This window comes from Stenotrophomonas sp. STEN014 (assembly GCF_056760315.1).
Genome location: NZ_JBRREN010000009.1, coordinates 1 through 18,051 on the forward strand (window position 1 = coordinate 1; position 18,051 = coordinate 18,051).

At 66.5% G+C, this 18,051-nt stretch carries 10 protein-coding genes; 2 read left to right on the forward strand and 8 right to left on the reverse strand.

Features of this window, described 5'->3' with window-relative positions; genetic code table 11:
• Window positions 1–552: 552 nt before the first annotated feature.
• On the reverse strand, window positions 553–1,770 hold the full coding sequence (chrA, locus tag ACVOMC_RS12435; protein WP_481524209.1) for a chromate efflux transporter: 1,218 nt from the start codon (window positions 1,768–1,770) through the stop codon (window positions 553–555).
• 357 nt (window positions 1,771–2,127) lie between these two features.
• Here chrA and ACVOMC_RS12440 point away from each other — a divergent pair, with 357 nt between their 5' ends.
• Window positions 2,128–2,262 (forward strand): hypothetical protein, encoded by a 135-nt coding sequence (locus tag ACVOMC_RS12440; protein ID WP_481524210.1) that lies wholly within the window; start codon window positions 2,128–2,130, stop codon window positions 2,260–2,262.
• A gap of 115 nt (window positions 2,263–2,377) precedes the next feature.
• Here ACVOMC_RS12440 and ACVOMC_RS12445 read toward each other — a convergent pair whose 3' ends face one another.
• The 3 genes from ACVOMC_RS12445 to sbcD all read right to left on the reverse strand — a co-directional run bounded on the left by ACVOMC_RS12445 (window position 2,378) and on the right by sbcD (window position 8,386).
• Window positions 2,378–3,331: a GNAT family N-acetyltransferase gene (locus tag ACVOMC_RS12445; RefSeq protein WP_481524211.1), complete on the reverse strand. Its 954-nt coding sequence runs from the start codon at window positions 3,329–3,331 to the stop codon at window positions 2,378–2,380.
• Between the two features lie 415 nt (window positions 3,332–3,746).
• Window positions 3,747–7,163, reverse strand: coding sequence for an AAA family ATPase (locus tag ACVOMC_RS12450; RefSeq protein WP_481524212.1), 3,417 nt, complete (start codon window positions 7,161–7,163; stop codon window positions 3,747–3,749).
• Complete coding sequence (gene sbcD / locus ACVOMC_RS12455; RefSeq protein ID WP_481524213.1) at window positions 7,160–8,386, reverse strand: exonuclease subunit SbcD; 1,227 nt, start codon at window positions 8,384–8,386, stop codon at window positions 7,160–7,162. Before sbcD ends, ACVOMC_RS12450 begins: the two co-directional genes overlap by 4 nt.
• 208 nt (window positions 8,387–8,594) lie before the next feature.
• On the opposite strand from sbcD, the gene ACVOMC_RS12460 reads away from it, so the two are divergent.
• Window positions 8,595–9,149, forward strand: a complete 555-nt coding sequence (locus ACVOMC_RS12460; RefSeq protein WP_481524214.1) for a DUF2939 domain-containing protein — start codon at window positions 8,595–8,597, stop codon at window positions 9,147–9,149.
• Window positions 9,150–9,167: 18 nt separating this feature from the next.
• Here ACVOMC_RS12460 and ACVOMC_RS12465 read toward each other — a convergent pair whose 3' ends face one another.
• From ACVOMC_RS12465 to ACVOMC_RS12480, 4 genes are all read right to left on the reverse strand, one after another.
• Entirely contained in the window at window positions 9,168–10,538 is a 1,371-nt protein-coding gene (locus ACVOMC_RS12465; RefSeq protein WP_481524215.1) for an NAD(P)-binding domain-containing protein, read from the reverse strand.
• A gap of 364 nt (window positions 10,539–10,902) precedes the next feature.
• On the reverse strand, window positions 10,903–11,847 hold the full coding sequence (locus tag ACVOMC_RS12470) for a 5'-nucleotidase (RefSeq protein ID WP_481524216.1): 945 nt from the start codon (window positions 11,845–11,847) through the stop codon (window positions 10,903–10,905).
• An 82-nt stretch (window positions 11,848–11,929) separates the two neighbouring features.
• A complete protein-coding gene (locus tag ACVOMC_RS12475; protein ID WP_054658218.1) occupies window positions 11,930–12,700 on the reverse strand; it encodes an NAD kinase in 771 nt (256 codons plus the stop codon).
• 128 nt (window positions 12,701–12,828) lie between these two features.
• Window positions 12,829–17,808: an NAD-glutamate dehydrogenase gene (locus ACVOMC_RS12480; protein ID WP_481524217.1), complete on the reverse strand. Its 4,980-nt coding sequence runs from the start codon at window positions 17,806–17,808 to the stop codon at window positions 12,829–12,831.
• Window positions 17,809–18,051: the final 243 nt, after the last annotated feature.

The window sequence follows — 18,051 nt, forward strand, 5'->3', positions numbered from 1 at the left end:
CGGGCTGTCCCTACTTGGCCTAGCCGGCCGAGCCGCGGTGGCTCACCGTGCGTGGCCTTTCCGGGTGGTTTAAAGTAAAGGTGGACTACTGACCGGAGGGGGGGCGGGCCTGGCCGGCAGGCACCCGTGTCCGTGGACGTGGCGGTCAGGTCCGTCCGCGGGTTGAGCTCACCCCACCGCTGCCGCCAGATCGCGCAACGCCGGGGCATGACGCCCACCCCGCCTGCCGGGCCGATGCGAGGGGCATGGCCATTGTCCTTGCGCAAGCCGGCCCTGATGTGGCGCGCCGACGCCACGCCCCCCGCCATCAGGATCAACATGAGGTGGGGTTGCGCCTGACGGCCGGCTGGACGCGCCGCAGCTCAGAGGGCGGTGAATGCGGAGCGTGGGCGACATAGCCGACTGAAAGTTGGGCCACCCCACCCCGATCAGCATGCTCGACGGAGCGCTTTAGACTTTGCCGCCGTGGTGCGGACATCCGGCCAGCGGCGCGGGCCTCACACAGCCTTGGCCGGAAACCGCCAGCGACCGGCAGCGCCTCGGCCAGGATCGCTAGCTGAGCAGACGCGCCACGATGGACGCTGCCACGCACCACGCCACGATCCATAGCGCCGAAACCCGCCGGGTGGTCAGCAGGGCAAATCCGATCAGCGCGATGACGAAATCGGCCACGCCGTGTACGCCTTCGGTCCAGACCGGGGTGTAGAACGCCGCGATGAGCAGCCCCACCACCGCGGCATTGATACCGGCTATGCCACGGGTGGCCCAACGACGACGCGCCAGGTGCTCCCACAGCGGCAACACCGCCAGCAACAGCAGGATGCCGGGCAGAAACACGGCCAGCAGCGCAAGCGTTGCGCTGGCTGCACCGGGCCAGCCCACCGGCACTTCGGCGCCCACAAAGGCCGCCAGGGAGAACATCGGCCCGGGCATCGCCTGCGCCGCTCCGTAGCCGGCAAGGAAGGTATCCGGATGCACCCAACCGGTGTCGACCACCGCCGGCTGCAGCAGGGAAAGCACGACGTGACCACCGCCGAAGACCAGTGCCCCGGCCTTGTAGAACGCGGCAGCCAACGCCGCTGCGGTGGGGGCGTCGGCGGCAGGCCACATCAACGCGCCCCCCAGGCCGGCCAGGAAGACGAGCAGAAACGCGACTCCACCGCGGCGGCCATAGCGCACCGGGAAAGCGGCAGACAGGGGGGCATTCACCTGCCGGCAGAAGCACCATCCCAGCATGGCGCCCAGGGCTATGGCGCCCAGTTGTGCCCATGCGCTTCCGGTGGACACGATCAGCACGGCCGCCCCCGCAGCGATGAGGACTCGCGGCGCATCCGGGGCCAGTTGCCGGATCATGCCCAGCAGACCGTGTGCGACCACAACCACGGCGACCAGTTTCAGGCCGTGCACTGCGGCGGTCCCCACGCCTTGCCCGACATGGGGCGCTATCAGCGCGAAGCCGAACATCAGCAGGGCCGACGGCAGGGTGAACGCCACGAAGGCGGCCAGCGCCCCCGCCCAGCCACCACGGAACAGGCCGATCGCGAAGCACATCTGACTGCTGGCCGGTCCCGGCAGAAACTGGCACACGGACAGCAATTGTGCGAAGTGGGCGTCATCCAGCCAGCCGCGCAGCCTGACGAATTCCTCGCGGAAATAAGCCAGATGGGCAACAGGACCGCCAAACGAGGTCAGCCCCAGCCGCAGAAAGATGCGGAAAACCTCGCCTGCGCTGCCCGGTGACGGTGGAGTCTGGGGGGAAGTGTTGGACAACGGCGTCTCGCACAGGCCACTTGCGTCGCGCAATGCTACCAGCGCCTCTCCGGTTGAAGACCGCCCGCCTTCGGCAACGCCCCGGCACCCACCGCCTTCACCAGCAAGCGCCGGATCCACCGGACCAGGCGGCGCGGGCCCCACCCGCCCGGCGTCTTGGCCCGGCCGTGCGATGCCGGTTGATGGATTCCAGCCATTCTGCCGAGCCGGAAGGCCCCCATCACCGGGGACACAAGTGAATCAGCCACGCCAATCAGAGCCCGGTCTCCGCCGGGCCTTGCAGCGGGATCCGCTTCGACCTCTCCCGCCGCGCCAGCCCCCGGCGCCTAGCGCGGCCTGCCACACGAGGGCGAACCGATGACCGTGCTGGAATTCCACCACCTCGGCTGGGACCCGCACAGCGAACACCTCGGCTTCTGCGGCCAGGCCTGGGCCGAAACGCTGGTGTTGCAGCGGCGCTGGGCTGAAGCCCGCTCGCCGGGGCGTCACTGAGATAACGGCTCGCCAGATGTTCGAGTTTGAATGTCGGGCCGTATGATCGCTCTTATCGACATGTCGCGCAGATATAGAGCCGGCTGTTTTCGACCCGAAGCGGACGTACGTCAACTCAGGCTTTTGTTTTTTTCCTGTAGAGAACGTGCTGTCGAAGCGCATGGCCTTCAGGTATGTCCGGGTGCTCAAATGTCTTTTCATCCCGAACCATTTCAAGCCTCTGCATGACCCGTTCAGAGCGCTTGTTGCTGAGTGCGGTAAAAGCGACCACTTCAACAAGGGCAAGCTCATTAAAAGCGAGATCTAGTGCAGCTTGTGCCCCTTCTGTAGCAAACCCTTTCCCCCAAAAATCTCTCGCAAGTCGCCAGCCTACTTCCACACAAGGTGAGAAGGGCAATTCAACAGAAGGCTCATGGAGGCCGATGAAGCCGGCAAATTCATTGGTCTCCTTAACTTCAACAGCCCAGAATCCCCATCCACGCTGATTAATCAGCTCGCGACAGCGGTCTGCTATGTCTCGGCTCTGCTCATTTGTAAGAACACTTGGGAAAAAGCGCATAGTTTCAGCATCAGCACTCATGCGTGCAAAGGCTGGATAGTCGGATTCCTTCCATTGACGTAATAGCAGTCTCTGAGTCTCTAGCGTTCGCACATCGCCTCCAGTTGCCAAATCCCTATTGTAATTACAGTTCACATATGTCCGCTTATGGCCGATAGCCGACTTTAGTTGACTGGGGTCACAGGCCGCCTGACCCAACCAACTAATAATTTTGGTCTGTTTCGCGAGGCAGGGGAATGGCAACACCGCAGCCGGCCAAAGTTTTGCCCCCCATCGTGGAACTATTTGCCTGGACGACCGAGAAATTTTCTCGGGCCGCCAAGCTCCTGAACTCGGAGCGTTGGCCTTTTTGCCCGGACGACGAAGCAATCTGCTCGGAGTCCCCGAGCTTTTTACCCTGCGCACGGAGCTATTCACTCGGGTCGCCGAGTACCTGAGCCCGGAACTCCGAGCATTTTGCTCGGAGGACGGAGCAATTTTCTCGGAGCCTCTGAGCTTTTTGCTCGGCACACGGAGCTATTTGCCCGGATCGCCGAGCACCTGAGCTCGGCACGCTGGGCCTTATACCCGGACGATGAAGCAATTTGCTCGGAGCCTCCGGGCTTTTTGCTCGGTTGATGGAGCAATTTGCTCGGAGCCCCGAGCTTTTTGCTCGGGCCGCCGGGTACCTGAGACCGGAACGCCGAGCATTTTGCCCGGACGATGGAGCAATTTGCTCGTAGTCCCGGGCTTTTTGCTCGGTGCACGGAGCTATTTGCTCAGGCCGCCGGGCTTTTTGCCCCGACGATTGAGCAATCTGCTCGGAGTCCCGAGCTTTTTGCCCGGAGCGCCGGGCTCCGGTCCCGGAAGGCGGGGCGATCTGCCCGCCACCTACCCACGATCTGCCTGCTATCAGGCCGCTATCTACCTGCAGAGTGTCCCACCCTCACGGACTCAGTACGGTGCTGTGGCCCAGTCCGCGGGTCTTGCGTACCTGGATCTGCACCGGGATGCGTTCCTTGACGGCATCGACGTGGCTGATGACGCCGATCAGCTTGCCTTGGGCGTTGAGGCTGTCCAGTGCGTCCAGGGCGACATCCAGCGAATCCGGGTCGAGGCTGCCGAAGCCTTCGTCGAGGAAGAACGAGTCGATGCGGGTCTTGTGGCTGACAAGATCCGACAGCCCCAGCGCCAGCGCCAGGCTGACCAGGAAGCTCTCGCCACCGGACAGGGTGCGGGTGTCGCGGCGGGCGTCGGCCTGCCAGGTGTCGAGCACGCTCAGGGCCAAGCCGGTGCCGGCGCGGGCCAGCAGGTAGCGGCCGCCGTCGAGGCGCTGCAGGTGCTGGTTGGCCAGCAGCACCAGCTGGTCCAAGGTCAGCCCCTGGGCGAAGGTGCGGAACTTGTCGCCCTGCGCCGAGCCGATCAGACCGTTGAGATGCTGCCAATGTTCCAGCCGCGCGCCGGCCTCGGCGATCTGCGCCTGCAGCGCCTGCAGGCCACTGCGCTGGGCCTGATCCAGCTCCAGCCGGGTGCGCAGCTGCGTGGTCTGGTCACGTGCCTGCGCCACCGCCGCCTCGCTTTCCTGTGCCTGCCGCTGCAGCTGTTCGACATCGGCATCGCTGCGCGGGCTGGCCTGCAGCTCCTGCTCGCGCTCGCGCAACTGCGCCGCACGGCTGCGGGCATCGGCCAGTGCCTGCGCCAGCGCCTCCTGCTGTGCCTGCAGCGATGCGCGCTGCTCGGGCGGCAGACGGGCGGCCAGCAGTGCTTCGACGTTGGCGAAGCCGTGTTCGCGCAGCGCTGCATCGAGCCGGGTTTCGGCCTGACGCAGATCCTGCGTTCGGCTCTCCAGCAGCACCTCGGCGGCATGCGCTTCGGCGGCGGACCGCTGCAGCTGTTGCTGCACCTGTTCCAGTGCGGCGATGGCCTGGCGCAGCGCGGCAGCGGGTTCGGCCACCGCCGCCAGCGCCGGCCCCGGCGCGGCGGCATGACCGCTGTCGTCCCAGCGCTGCTGCCAGTGACGGCCCTGCGCGTCCGCCTGCCCGGCATCACTGCGGCGTTGCACCAGCAGCTGCTGCAACTGCTGCAGTTCCGCCTCGCGCTGACGCCATTGCGTCCACTCCTGTTCGCGCTGCTGCAGCCATGCGCCGCTATCGGCCGGCAGCTCGCCTCCGGGCAGATCGGCCGACAACCGCTCGCGCAGACGCTCGCTCTCGTCGACCGCCGCCGCGTGGTGCTCGCGCGACTCCTGCTCGCGGCCGGCAGCCAACGCCAGCGCCTCGCGCAGGCCCAGCAGTCGGGTGTCGTGCCGATCCAGCGCCAGTTGCTGTTCGTTGCAGTGCTGCTGCGCGGCCTGCAGCGCGGTCTGCAGCTGTTCGAGCCGGGCAACCTGCTCGCTGAGCTGCGTGCCTGCGGCACGGGTGGCGTCCAGCTCGGCCTGCAGGGCGGTCTGTTCATCGCCTTCGCCGAGCGCCAGCTGCAGCTGCGCACAACGCGCCGCCCACGCGTTGCCGAGCGCGAGGTACTGCACGTTCAAGGCCTGCAGCTGTTGTCCAACCCGGGTCAGTTCCGCTTGCCGTGTCGCACGCTGCAGCTCACAGCGCTGCTGGTGTTCGTAGGCCTGCCGGTGCTGCTGTTCGGCGGCGCTGGCGGCGGCCTGCGCGGCGCTGGGGTCCAGCTGCCGGTACTGCTCGATGGCCGGGTGTTCGGTGGCGCCACACAGCGGGCAGGCCTGCCCGTCTTCCAGTGCGGCGCGATGCCAGGCCAGATCCATGATCTGCCGTTCCAGTGTGGCGATGCGCTGGCGATCGTCCCAGGTGGCCTTGGCCGCAACCAGCGCGGTCTGCGCCGCTGACAGCTGCTGCTCGTCATCGACCAGGGCGGCCTGCAGCTGCTGCAGCTGTGCCTGTTCGTCGCGGATCTGCGCACGCAGCATCTGCCGTTGCTCGGCCAGCGGCGAAAGATCACGCAAGCCGCCATAGCGCTCACGCAGCTGGTCGCGCGAGGCGCGCAGCGCGTCCAGGCTGGTGCCGGTGCTGGCGGCGTTGAACTGTCCGGCCTGCGTGTCCCGCTGGGCGATGGCCTGTTCCAGTGCGCTCGCCAGCCCTGCCCGCTCGGCCTCGCCGGCCTGCAGCTGCGCCCGCGCCTGGGCGTGTTTTCCCGCGGCGTCGCCCAGCGCCTGCTGGGCCTGTGTCTGCTGCTGGCTGGCCGCCTGCAACTGGATGAATCCGGCGCGCCAGCCCGGCAGCTGTTCGCCGAGCTGCGCATGGGCGGCAACACCGGTCTGGATCGCCTGCAGCTGGTCAAACCGCTGCTGGTCGCGGTGCAACGCCTCGTTGCTGGCCTGCACGCTGTGCCGCGCCAGCTGCAGGCATTGCCACAGGCCATTCCGCTCCAGTTCGCGGTGTCCGGCGTGCCGCTGCCGCGCCTGTTCGCTACCCACGCCTGCCTCGGCCAGCGCCCGTTGCGCCTGCTGCCAGTGGCTGTACGCCGGCCATGCGCCTTCGGCCGGCTGCGCGCGCTGCAGGCGCTCGCGCGCCGGCGCGGCCTCCTCCAGTGCCTGCTGCGCGGCGCCCGTGTCCGCGTCGGCCGCGCGCAACTGCGCCTGCACACGATCCAGCTCCTGCCGCCAGGCCAGCGCCTCGCGGCTGTGCTGCTGCGCGGCCAGCAACGGCGGCAACTGCGCGGCCAACTGCTCTGCCTGTTCCTGCAGCGCCGCGCGCTCGGGTTCCGGCAGCAGCTGCACGCCGCCGGCACGGGCCTGCAACTGCTCCACCTCGCGCTTGCGCTGCTCGGTCTGCTGGTACACGCGCTGGGAGATGTCGCTGTAGATATCGGTCCCGGTGAGCTGCTCCAGCAGCTCGGCGCGGTCCTTGTCGGAGCTGTTGAGGAAGTCGGCGAACTGGCCCTGCGCCAGCAGCACCGAGCGGGTGAAGCGGTCGAAATCCAGCCCGGTGCGGGCCTCGGTCTCCTCCAGCTTCTCCTTGATCGAGGTGGTGATGATGGTCCCGTCGGCCAGCGCCAGCTCCACCTGCGGCGCCTGCAGGCGGCCATCAACCTTGTCGCGCGCACGCCGCTGCGCCCAGAACGCGCGGTAGCGCTGGCCACGGCTCTCGAACTCGACCTCGGCCAGGCAGTCGGCGGTGTGCTCGGTCATCAGCGGATTGTGCGCGGCCGAGAGGGTGGCCATGCGCGGGGTGCGATGGAACAGCGCCAGGCAGATCGCGTCCAGCAGCGTGGTCTTGCCGGCACCGGTCGGCCCGGTGATGGCGAACAGGCCATCGGCAAAGGCCGGCGCGGTGAAATCGATATGGGTTTCGCCCTTGAGCGAATTGAGGTTCTTCAGCCGCAGCGAGAGGATCTTCATGCCGGCTCCCCGCCTTCGATATCGGCCAGCACCTGCTCGAAACAGGCATGCAGCTCGACCACCCGTTCCTCCGGAAGCTCCTGCTCCTGCGCCAGCCGCTGCGCGAACACCTCGCGCGGCTGCAGTTCATCCAGATGCTGGCCGGCGTCCGCCTCGATCACCGCGGTGACGCTGCTGCGCTTGCGGCGGATACGCAGTACCTCCAGCGGCAACGCCTCGACCAGTGCGGCGATACGGCTTTGCAGATCGGGCAGGTAGTCGTCGATCTCCACGGTGACCTCGACCCAGCCCCGCTGCCCGGCGGGAACCTGTGCCGCCACATCCGCCAGTTGCTGCGGCAGGCCGGCCAGGGTGCCGGCTACCCGTGCCAGCACCCGGAAACGCGGCACCGGCAATGGCGTCACCGACTGCAGCTGCTCGCCGTCCAACTCCACCAGCAGCACCTGCTTGACCTGCCCGACCTCGTCGAAACTCAGCGGAATCGGCGAGCCGCTGTAGCGGATGTGCTCCAGCCCGCCGACCTTCTGCGGCTGGTGGATATGGCCCAGCGCGATATACGCGGCCGGCGGAAACGCGCTGGTGGGAAAGGCGTTGAGCGAGCCGACATAGATCTCGCGCACCGAATCGCTGGTGCTGGCCCCGACCGTGGTGAGGTGGCCGGTGGCGACGATCGGCAGCGGCGCGGCTTCGGCCTCGCGCATCGCCACGGCAGCGGCATGGATGCGCGCGTAGTGCGCCGCGATGCCCTCCATCATCGCGCCGCGCTTGTCATCGGCGCTCTGCCCGGCCTCGCTGCGCGCCACATCGCGGGCGCGGATGAAGGGCACCGCGCACAGGATCATGCCCGGCGCGCCAGCGCGACCGGGAATGCGATGGACATGCTCGCCCGGCTCGGCCATCAGCGTGGGCACCACGAGGGTGTCCAGCCGCGCCAACAACCCGCGCGACTCGGACAGCATCGCCGGCGAATCGTGGTTGCCGCCCAGCACCACCAGCCGTGCCCCGCTGTCGCGCAGCGCGACGATGAACTGGTTGTACTGCTCGCGCGCGTAGCTGGGCGGGGTGCCGGTATCGAACACGTCGCCGGCCACCAGCACCGCATCGACCTGGTGCTCACGCACCTGCCCGATCAGCCAGTCCAGAAACGCCGCATGTTCGGCTTCGCGCGACTGGCCGAGGAAGTTCTGGCCCAGGTGGAGATCGGAGGTGTGCAGCAGGCGCATGTGGGGCGGTTCCAGGAAGCAGGTTGATGGCGCGGAGCGCATCGGCTGTGGCGAAGAGCGGCAAGTGTGCACCGCCGGCGATGCTGCGGCCATGCCAACACGGCGGCGTCGCAACCGCTGCGACCGGGACACCCCACCCGACGGTGCGCTTCACGCATCCGGTGCGGTTTTGCGGCACGCTTGCGGCAACCGATAAGGAGGCTGGGCGATGAACAAGGTGCTGCTGGCGATACTCCTGGTCCTGCTCGTGGCCATCGGCGGTTATGTCGCCGCCGGCCCCTACCTGGCGATCCACGGCATCAGCGAGGCGATCGAGAAGCGGGATACCGCACAGCTCTCGCGCTACGTGGATTTCCCGGCACTGCGGGCCAACCTGAAAGCGCAGCTGAGCGACTATGTGGTCCGCCGCGGCGGACCGGAGCTGCAATCGAGCCTGCTGGGCGCGGTGGCACTGGGCATGGCCGGCGATCTGGCCGGCGCCGGGGTCGATACGCTGGTCACACCGGCCGGTATCGGCGCCCTGCTCCAGGGCCAGGACGTGTGGAAACGGGCGACCGGCGACACGGCCGGTGGCGACACCTGGGCACCGCCTGTCCCGGCCAGACCGTTGCAGGGTGCGCATCACCGCTACGAATCGTTCTCGCGTTTCACCGCCACCACCCAGACCCGCGACGGACGCGCCATCGTGTTCGTGCTGTCGCGCGACGGGCTGCAGTGGCGACTGAGCAACATCCTCCTGCCGCTGGACCAGGCGCCGGGCTGATCCCGGCGCCTGTGGGGTTCAGGCGATCCGGCGCACCTGCGGCACTTCACGATCGGCCAGGAAGGCTTCCAGCGAATCGTCCATCGCCTCCATCCACGGGGTGTGGTGCGGTGGCGCCAGCGTGCCGGTCAACACCGAGCGGTAGCTGCGGTTGCGATAGCCGAGGATGTCGGCCTGCTTGTCGTGCTTCCACTCCTTGAACAGCGCGGCGACCGCTTCGACATTGAAGTCCGGGTAGTCGGTCGCATCGAGCAGATCACGCACGTAGGCGGTCTGGAAGTCGATGTCCTCTTCCGCCGAGCTGGTGGCTTCCTCGCGTGCCAGCCAGGCCTCGCTGTCGGCACGCATCGCCGCCGCATCCGGCAGGGCGATCCGCCCGAGGATCTCGTCGCGCACATACCAGGCCTGCGCGTCGAACATGTTGAAGGTGTAGTACTGGTCCTGCATGCCCAGGTAGACCAGCTTGGGGTTGTCGATCCAGAACACGCCCTTGTACAGGTCGCCCGGATACAGGCGGTTGCGGGTGCGCAGGGTCAACTCGTCCGGCAGGAACGGAAAGTGATGCTGGTAACCGGTGCACAGCACGATCGCATCGACCTTGCGCGAGCTGCCGTCGGCAAAGTGCGCGATATCGTCTTCCAGGCGCAGCAACAGCGGCCGTTCCTCGAAGGTTTCGGGCCAGTCATAGCCCATCGGCGCGCTGCGGTAGCTGAAGGTGACCGACCGGGCGCCGTACCTGTAGCACTGCGTGCCAATGTCTTCCGCCGAGTAGCTGCTGCCGACCAGCAGCAGGTCCTTGCCGCTGAACTCGCAGGCATCACGGAAGTCATGGGCATGCAGTACCCGGCCCGGAAAGCGTTCCAGACCTTCGAAGAACGGCGCATTGGGCGTGGAGAAATGGCCCGTGGCAACGATCACCCGGTCGAACTGTTCGGTGACCAGCTCGTCCTTCTTCAGGTCACGCACGGTGACGGTGAACAGGCCGGTGTCCTGGCTGTAATCCACCCACTGCACGGCCATGTTGAAGCGGATCTGGTCGCGCACGCCGCTCTTCTCGATGCGCCCCATGATGTAGTCACGCAGCACCGCGCGCGGCGGATAGGAGGCGATGGGCCGGCCGAAGTGCTCCTCGAAACTGTAGTCGGCGAACTCCAGCGCTTCCTTCGGTCCGTTGGACCACAGGTAGCGGTACATGCTGCCGTGCACCGGTTCTCCATAGGCGTCCAAGCCGGTGCGCCACGTGTAGTTCCACATTCCGCCAAGGTCGGACTGTTTTTCATAACAGACGATCTCGGGCACCTCCGCGCCGGCCCTGCGGGCTGATTCGAACGCACGAAGTTGGGCCAGACCACTGGGGCCGGCGCCAAGAATGGCGATACGCATGGTCATTCGGTTTTTCTCCTGTGTAGCGGCCGCATCGACAAGGCGATGCAGTACTGCGCAAGGGCGCATATGAAGCGCCACGCAGGAGACAGCTGTCCAGACCCGCGTGGCGCGCGAATACCCGGCAACTGCCATTGGCAGTCACGTCGCAACGGGAATGGCGGAACGCAAACGTCGCCGATCGGGAACAAGCCCCGCCCCGTTGGATACCAGGTGGGTGCGATGCGAGTGGAATCTGCCGCGGTACTGCAGATCGATGCGCGGCGCGACGCCGCAAGGGGATACTCGCAAAAGCGGCCCCATCCTAACATGTACATCACGCCGCCCCGCAAATGCGGGACGGCGGAAAACCGTCAAAAACCCCGGGAAATCAGCCTGCGTTGGCCACACCGTGCGGCACATGACCGGCAGCGACATGCTGCCGGGCACTGTCGATGTTGTGCTGCGAATCGTCGAAAAAAATGTCGGCGCCGAAGGCTTCCAGGAACGGGCCCTTGTGCCGGCCCCCGAGGAACAGGGCCTCATCCAGACGCACGCCCCATTCGCGCAGGGTACGGATCACCCGCTCATGGGCCGGTGCCGAACGCGCGGTGACCAGCGCGGTGCGGATCGGCGCATTCTCGCCTGCCGGGAACGCCGCCTGCAGCGCGTGCAGGGCGGACAGGAAATTGCGGAACGGGCCACCACTGAGCGGCTCGTGCGCGCGCTCCTGCTCGTGCCGGCCGAATGCCTCCACGCCCTGCTCGCGCGAGATGCGCTCGCTCTCATCGCCGAAGATCACCGCATCCCCGTCGAAGGCGATACGCAGCTGCGCAGGACAACGGCCGGTATCCAGCGGTTCGTGCGCGGCGGCCAGGGTCTCGCCCGGCGCCTTGGGCAGGATGGTGGCGGCGGCGATGCCATGCACCAGCGCCCGCCGTACCGACTCGGGATTGGCCGACAGGAACAGATCGGTACCGAACGGCTTGGCGTAGGGCCAGGTCGGCTCGCCGGCGGTGAAGGTGGCGCGCACGATATCCAGCCCGTAGTGCTGGATCGAATTGAAGATGCGCAGGCCCGTGTCGGCGGAGTTGCGCGAAAGCAGGATCACTTCCACCCGCGGCGTCTCGCCCGGTACGCCGGCATTCAAGGACAGCAGCTTGCGTACCACCGGAAACGCCACACCGGGCTTGAGCACATCGTCCTCGTGTTCGCGCTGGTAGGCCGCATAGGCTTCCAGCCCGTCGCGCTCGAACAGCGCATGCCCCTCCTCCAGATCGAACAGCGCCCGCGAGGTCACGGCCACGGTGAGAAGTCTTGGTGAGTTGTCGCCCATATGCTGCTTTTTTCCGAATCAATTGAACCATCTGGCCGGGACGTCCCGGTGCGTGGCCAGCGCGGCCATGACGGGCGTGCCGTCAGAACATGAACTGCTCGCTGAGGATGCGTTCTTCCAGGTTGTGTTCCGGGTCGAACAGCAAGGTCACCTGGCGCTCGCGCGACTCGCGGATGGTCACTTCCACCACGTCGCGGGTCTCATGCGAATCGGCGGTGACGCTGACTGGCCGCTTGTACGGATCGAGCACGCGGAAGCGCACCTCGGTATCGGCCTTGAGGATCGCGCCCCGCCAGCGGCGCGGACGGTATGGTGCCAGCGGCGTCAGGGCGATGGTGTTGGAGCCCAGCGGCAGGATCGGCCCGTGCGCCGAGTAGTTGTAGGCGGTGCTGCCAGCCGGGGTGGAGACCAGCACGCCATCGCAGATCAGCTCGGCCACCCGTTCCTGGCCGTTGAGATCGATACCGATATGCGCCGCCTGCCGGGTCTGCCGCAGCATCGACACATCGTTGTAGGCCAGCGAGCCGGTGGTGGTGCCCGATTCGGTCTGCGCGATCATCTCCAGCGGGCGCAGGTGCGCCGGCTCGGCCATCGCCAGCCGGTCCATCAGCTCGTCATCGCGGTGCTGGTTCATCAGGAAACCGACCGTTCCCAGCTTCATGCCGAACACCGGCTTGCCCATGCCACCGTGGCGGTGCAGGGTCTGCAGCATGAACCCGTCGCCGCCCAACGGACACAGCACGTCGGCATCATCGGGATCGAAATCACCATAGCGCGCGACCAGCGCGGCACGTGCCGTCTGGGCCTGCGCGGTGTTGCTGGCGAGAAAAGCGATACGGGGGGAAACAGTCATCGTCGGCTCCAACGCAGGTGCCGAGCATACCTTGCGGCCGGAAAGACGACAGCCCCGCCAGGGCGGGGCTGTCGTTTCCTCTATCGCGGCAAACGGGTGCCCCGGGAGGCCGGGGCACCCGTCTGGCCTCAGGCCCCGTGCGCGGCCAACTGGCCCAGACGCTGCACCGCCACCGACACGGTCGGGTAGTCCAGCGTCTTCTGCTCGGCCAGTTCGGCCAGCATCCCCAGCGTGAAGCGCAGGCCGCTATCATCGCGCTTGAGCCACGCGGCAACCTTGGACTCGGCACCACTGCCGCGCATGGACAGCACCTGGCCGGCCAGGCTGCACTGGTGCGCGGCCAGTTCGTCGCGCAGCACGCCACGGGCCACCGCATGCCAGCGGCCGTTGACCTCCAGCGCGTCGATCTGCTCGAACAGCCACGGCATCTGCAGGGCTTCACCCAGACGGAAGTGCACCTTGGACACCTCCACCGGCTTGAGCTTGCGGGTGCGTGCCAGTTCGATGATGTCGAACGCCGGCTCCAGGAACTGCAGTTCCGACAGCTGCTGCGCCAGTGCCGCCGGCAGCCCCTTCCGCTTCCATTCCTGGACGCTGGCCTCATACGCCGGGCGCTGCGAGTCGGGCAACACGCCCGAGGCGACGCGGATATCGTTGAACGCGGCCTGGTAGCGCTCCACCGCCGCGGTGATACCCGGCATGGTGCCCGGACGCGACAGCAGCCAGCGCACAAACGAGCGCTGCAGCTTCCAGATCACTTCCAGCGCATCGACCTGCACCGCTTCAGGCAGCGTGCCGTCGAGCGCGTCGATCTGCGCCCACAACGCGCGGGCATCGAGCGTCTCGCGGCTGATGGTGTAGGCCTTGGCGACCTCGGCGATGCTGCGGCCGGTGTCCTCCTGCATCCGCATCAGGAACGTCGCGCCCATGCGGTTGATGGTCTGGTTGGTCACCGCCGTGGCGATGATTTCGCGCTTCAGGCGGTGACGCTCCATGGCGTCGGCGTACTTCTTCTGCAGCGGCTGCGGGAAATAGCGCAGCAGCTCCTTGGACAGGTACGGATCTTCGGGGATGTCCGAGTCCAGCAGCTGCTGGAACGCGACCATCTTCGAGTACGACAGCAGGATCGCCAGCTCCGGACGGGTCAGGCCCTGGCCGCGCAGCTTGCGTGCGGACAGCTCCGCATCGGAGGGCAGGAACTCGATCTGGCGATCGAGCAGGCCCTGTTTCTCCAGCGTGCGGATGAAGTGCTGCTTGGAGCCCAGACGGGTGGTGCTCATGCGCTCCATCACACTCAGCGCCTGGTTCTGACGGTAGTTGTCCATCAGCACCAGCTCGGCCACCTCGCCGGTCATCGACGCCAGCAGCTTGTTGCGCTGGTCGACGCTGAGCTTCCCGGCGCGCACCACATCGTTGAGCAGGATCTTGATGTTGACTTCGTGGTCGGAGGTGTCGACACCGGCCGAGTTGTCGATGAAGTCGGTGTTGAGCAGTACGCCGGCCTGCGCGGCCTCGATGCGGCCGAGCTGGGTCATGCCTAGGTTGCCGCCCTCGCCCACGATCTTGCAGCGCAGCTCGCCGCCGTTGACGCGCAGCCCGTTGTTGGCGCGGTCGCCGACATCGGCATGGGTCTCGGTTGCGGATTTGACGTAGGTGCCGATGCCGCCATTCCACACCAGGTCCACCGGCGCCCGCAGCGCGGCGCTGATCAGCTCTGTCGGTGTCATCGCCTTGATACCGTCGTCGATACCCAGTGCTTCGCGCACTTCCGGAGTGATCTCGATCGACTTGAGCGAACGCGGGTAGATGCCACCGCCCTTGCTGATCAGCTTGCTGTCATAGTCCGCCCAGCTCGAACGCGGCACCTTGAACATGCGCGCGCGTTCCTTGAACGAGCTGGCTGCCACCGGGTTCGGGTCCAGGAAGATGTGGCGATGGTCGAACGCGCAGACCAGACGGATGTGCTCGGACAGCAGCATGCCGTTGCCGAACACGTCGCCGGACATGTCGCCGATGCCGACCACGGTGAAATCCTGCTTCTGGCAGTCGCGGCCCAGCGCACGGAAGTGGCGCTTGACCGACTCCCACGCACCGCGCGCGGTGATGCCCATGCCCTTGTGGTCGTAACCGACCGAACCACCCGAAGCGAAGGCGTCGTCCAGCCAGAACCCGTGCGCACGGGCGATGCCGTTGGCGGTGTCGGAGAACGTCGCGGTGCCCTTGTCGGCCGCCACCACCAGATACGGATCGTCCTGGTCGTGCCGCACCACACCCACCGGCGGCACGATCTTGTCGTCGACGATGTTGTCGGTGATATCGAGCAGGCCGTTGATGAAGCGCTTGTAGCAGGCCACGCCTTCGGCGAACCAGGCGTCACGATCGACCGCCGGGTCCGGGAGCTGCTTGGCGAAGAAGCCGCCCTTGGAGCCGACCGGCACGATCACGGTGTTCTTCACCATCTGTGCCTTGACCAGACCCAGCACTTCGGTGCGGAAGTCTTCGCGACGGTCCGACCAGCGCAGGCCGCCACGGGCCACCGGGCCGAAGCGCAGATGGGTGCCTTCCACGCGCGGGCCGCAGACGAAGATCTCGCGGTACGGGCGCGGCTTGGGCAGGTCCGGCACCTTGGCGGCGTCGAACTTGAAGCTGATGTAGTCGGCCGGGCCACCGTCGGCGCGCACGCCGTCCTTGCGCGGCATGAAATAGCTGGTGCGCAGCGTGGCTTCGATCACGCCGATGAAGCTGCGCAGGATGCGGTCCTCATCCAGGCTGGAGACGCCATCGAGCAGCTTGATCAGCGCGTCATGGACAACCGCCATGCGCGCATCGCGCTTGCCCTTGCGTGCCTTGACCACGTCCTCGAGCAGCTTGAGGGTGGCAACATTGTCACCGGCCAGCGCCTTGAGCTGGGCCAGCTGTGCGTCCAGCACCGCCTTGTCGGTGGCCGGGGCCGGTTCGAAGCGCGCTTCGAACAGCTCCACGATCAGCCGTGCCAGCAGTGGATAGCGGTTGAAGGTGCCTTCCACATAGGCCTGCGAGAACGGCACGCCGATCTGCAGCAGGTACTTGCAATAGCCGCGCAGCATCGACACCTGGCGCCAGTCCAGGCCGGCGCCCAGCACCAGCCGGTTGAAACCGTCGTTTTCGGCCTCGCCATGCCATACCTTGGCGAACGCCTCACAGAAGGTGGGATTGGCCGCCGCCACATCGATACCGGCCAGCAGTGATTCGACCTCGAAGTCCTGCACGTAGACCGGCGCGTTGTCGACCATCAGCCGATACGGCCGCTCGGCCATGACCCGCAGGCCCATGTTTTCCATCATCGGCAGCACGTCGGACAACGGAATGTCCTTGAGCTGGCGGTAGAGTTTCAGACGCAGGCCGTCCACGCCATCACGGCGCAGCGCGTGCAGGTTCAGGCGCAGATCGTCAGGACCGGTCAGTGCGTCGAGCTGGGCCACGTCGGCCGCCGCGATTTCAGCACTGGAATCTTCGATATACCCCGCCGGCAGTGCCTTGCCGATACGCGAGGCGATGCGCAGCCCCTCGGTTTCCCCGTGACGGGCGATCAGTGCTTCACGCAGATCGTCCTGCCAGTTGCGCAATACATTAGCCAAACGCTTCTCCAAATCGCCGGTATCCGGCTCCAGACTTCCACCGGCCTTGGGCCGGACGATGAGATGTACCTGTGCCAGCGGAGAATCCCCCAGCACCACGTGGGAGTCGACGTACTCGCCCTGCAGCGCTTCGCGCAACATGGCCTCGATACGCAGACGCACATCCGTATTGAACCGTTCACGCGGCAGGAACACCAGCGCGGAGATGAAACGGCTGAACTTGTCGCGGCGCAGGAACATGCGACTGCGCACGCGCTCCTGCAGACCCAGCACGCCCATCGCCACGTTGAAAAGTTCGTCTTCGCTGCACTGGAACAGCTCTTCGCGCGGCAGCGATTCGATGATGTGGCGCAGCGCCTTGCCGCTGTGGCTGGAGGCACTCAGCCCCGCACGCTGCATCACGTTCTCATAGCGCAGGCGCACCAGCGGGATTTCCCACGGGCGCCGGCTGTAGGCGCTGGAAGTGAACAGACCCAGGAAGCGCTGCTCGCCGATGATCCTGCCCTTGGCATCGAACTCCAGGACGCCGATGTAGTCCATATAGCCGCCGCGGTGGATCCGCGAACGGGCGTTGGTCTTGGTCAGGATCAAGGCGTCGGTCAGGCCACTGGTGGTGTTCAGGCCCTGTGCCGCCAGGCCCTTGACCGGCCGTGCGACCGACCCGTCCGAGCCGCGCATCAGGCCCAGACCGGTCCCCTTCTGCGCGACCAGCACCTCTTCGCGGCCCTGCTTTTCGACCTTGTACTCGCGGTAGCCGAAGAAGGTGAAGTGGTTGTCGGCGGCCCAGCGCAGGAACTCCTGCGCCTCAAGGCGCGAGGCCTTGCTGACCGGCAAGGCGCGCTTGCCCAGATCCCCGGCCAGTGCCAGCGCCTGGTCACGCATCGGCTTCCAGTCCTTGACGATCGCGCGCACATCCTCGAGCACCGCACTGATGCGCTTGGCTACCGCCTCCAGCCCGGCGGCGGGCTGCCGGTCGATTTCCAGCAGCATCACCGACTCCGCCGCGCCCTCGCCCACTCCGGAGAGTTTTCCGGCCTTGTCACGGGCCAGCACGATCACCGGATGCCCCAGCACATGCACGCCGATGCCCTGCTCGGCCAGTGCCAGCGACACGGTATCGACCAGGAACGGCATGTCGTCGTTGACGATCTGCAGCACCGTATGCGGCGATTCCCAGCCATCGGCCTTCAGTGTCGGATTGAACGCCCGCACGTTGGCCTTGCCCGGCTTGCGCACGCGCACGAACTCGAACATGTCGGCGGCAAGCACCGCCCACTCCTCGGCCGAGTGCAGACAAAACTCGTCCGCCTCCATCCGCTTGTAGAACGCCGACGCGAACGCCACCGCCTGGCTCTGCGCGGCAACGGGGTATCGCTTCCGCAACGCTGAAAAAACGGGTTCTAGTGACAGGCCGGCCTGCAGGACAGTCTCTTTGGCTACCGGCTTGCGTTTCGGTTGGGTGGACTTGGCAGCGCTGTTTTGCGATTTCATAACGGAGCTTTTGGGTGGTGCTCGTTGGAGAATCGGCGATTGTATCTCCGGCAACCAAAAGAGCCTTGCTGCATGGCGGCATAGAAATAGCCGCGTAACACACGCCCCGCAATGGTTTGCCGCTCATCGCGCAGCCCTTGCCCGCACGTTTTCCCGATGTCGGAAACGGTCGCTTGCCCATTGCATCTCCGCCTCGTCCCCTCCGGTTTCTAGACGGCGGAAAACCTGTATTAATTCTGTACT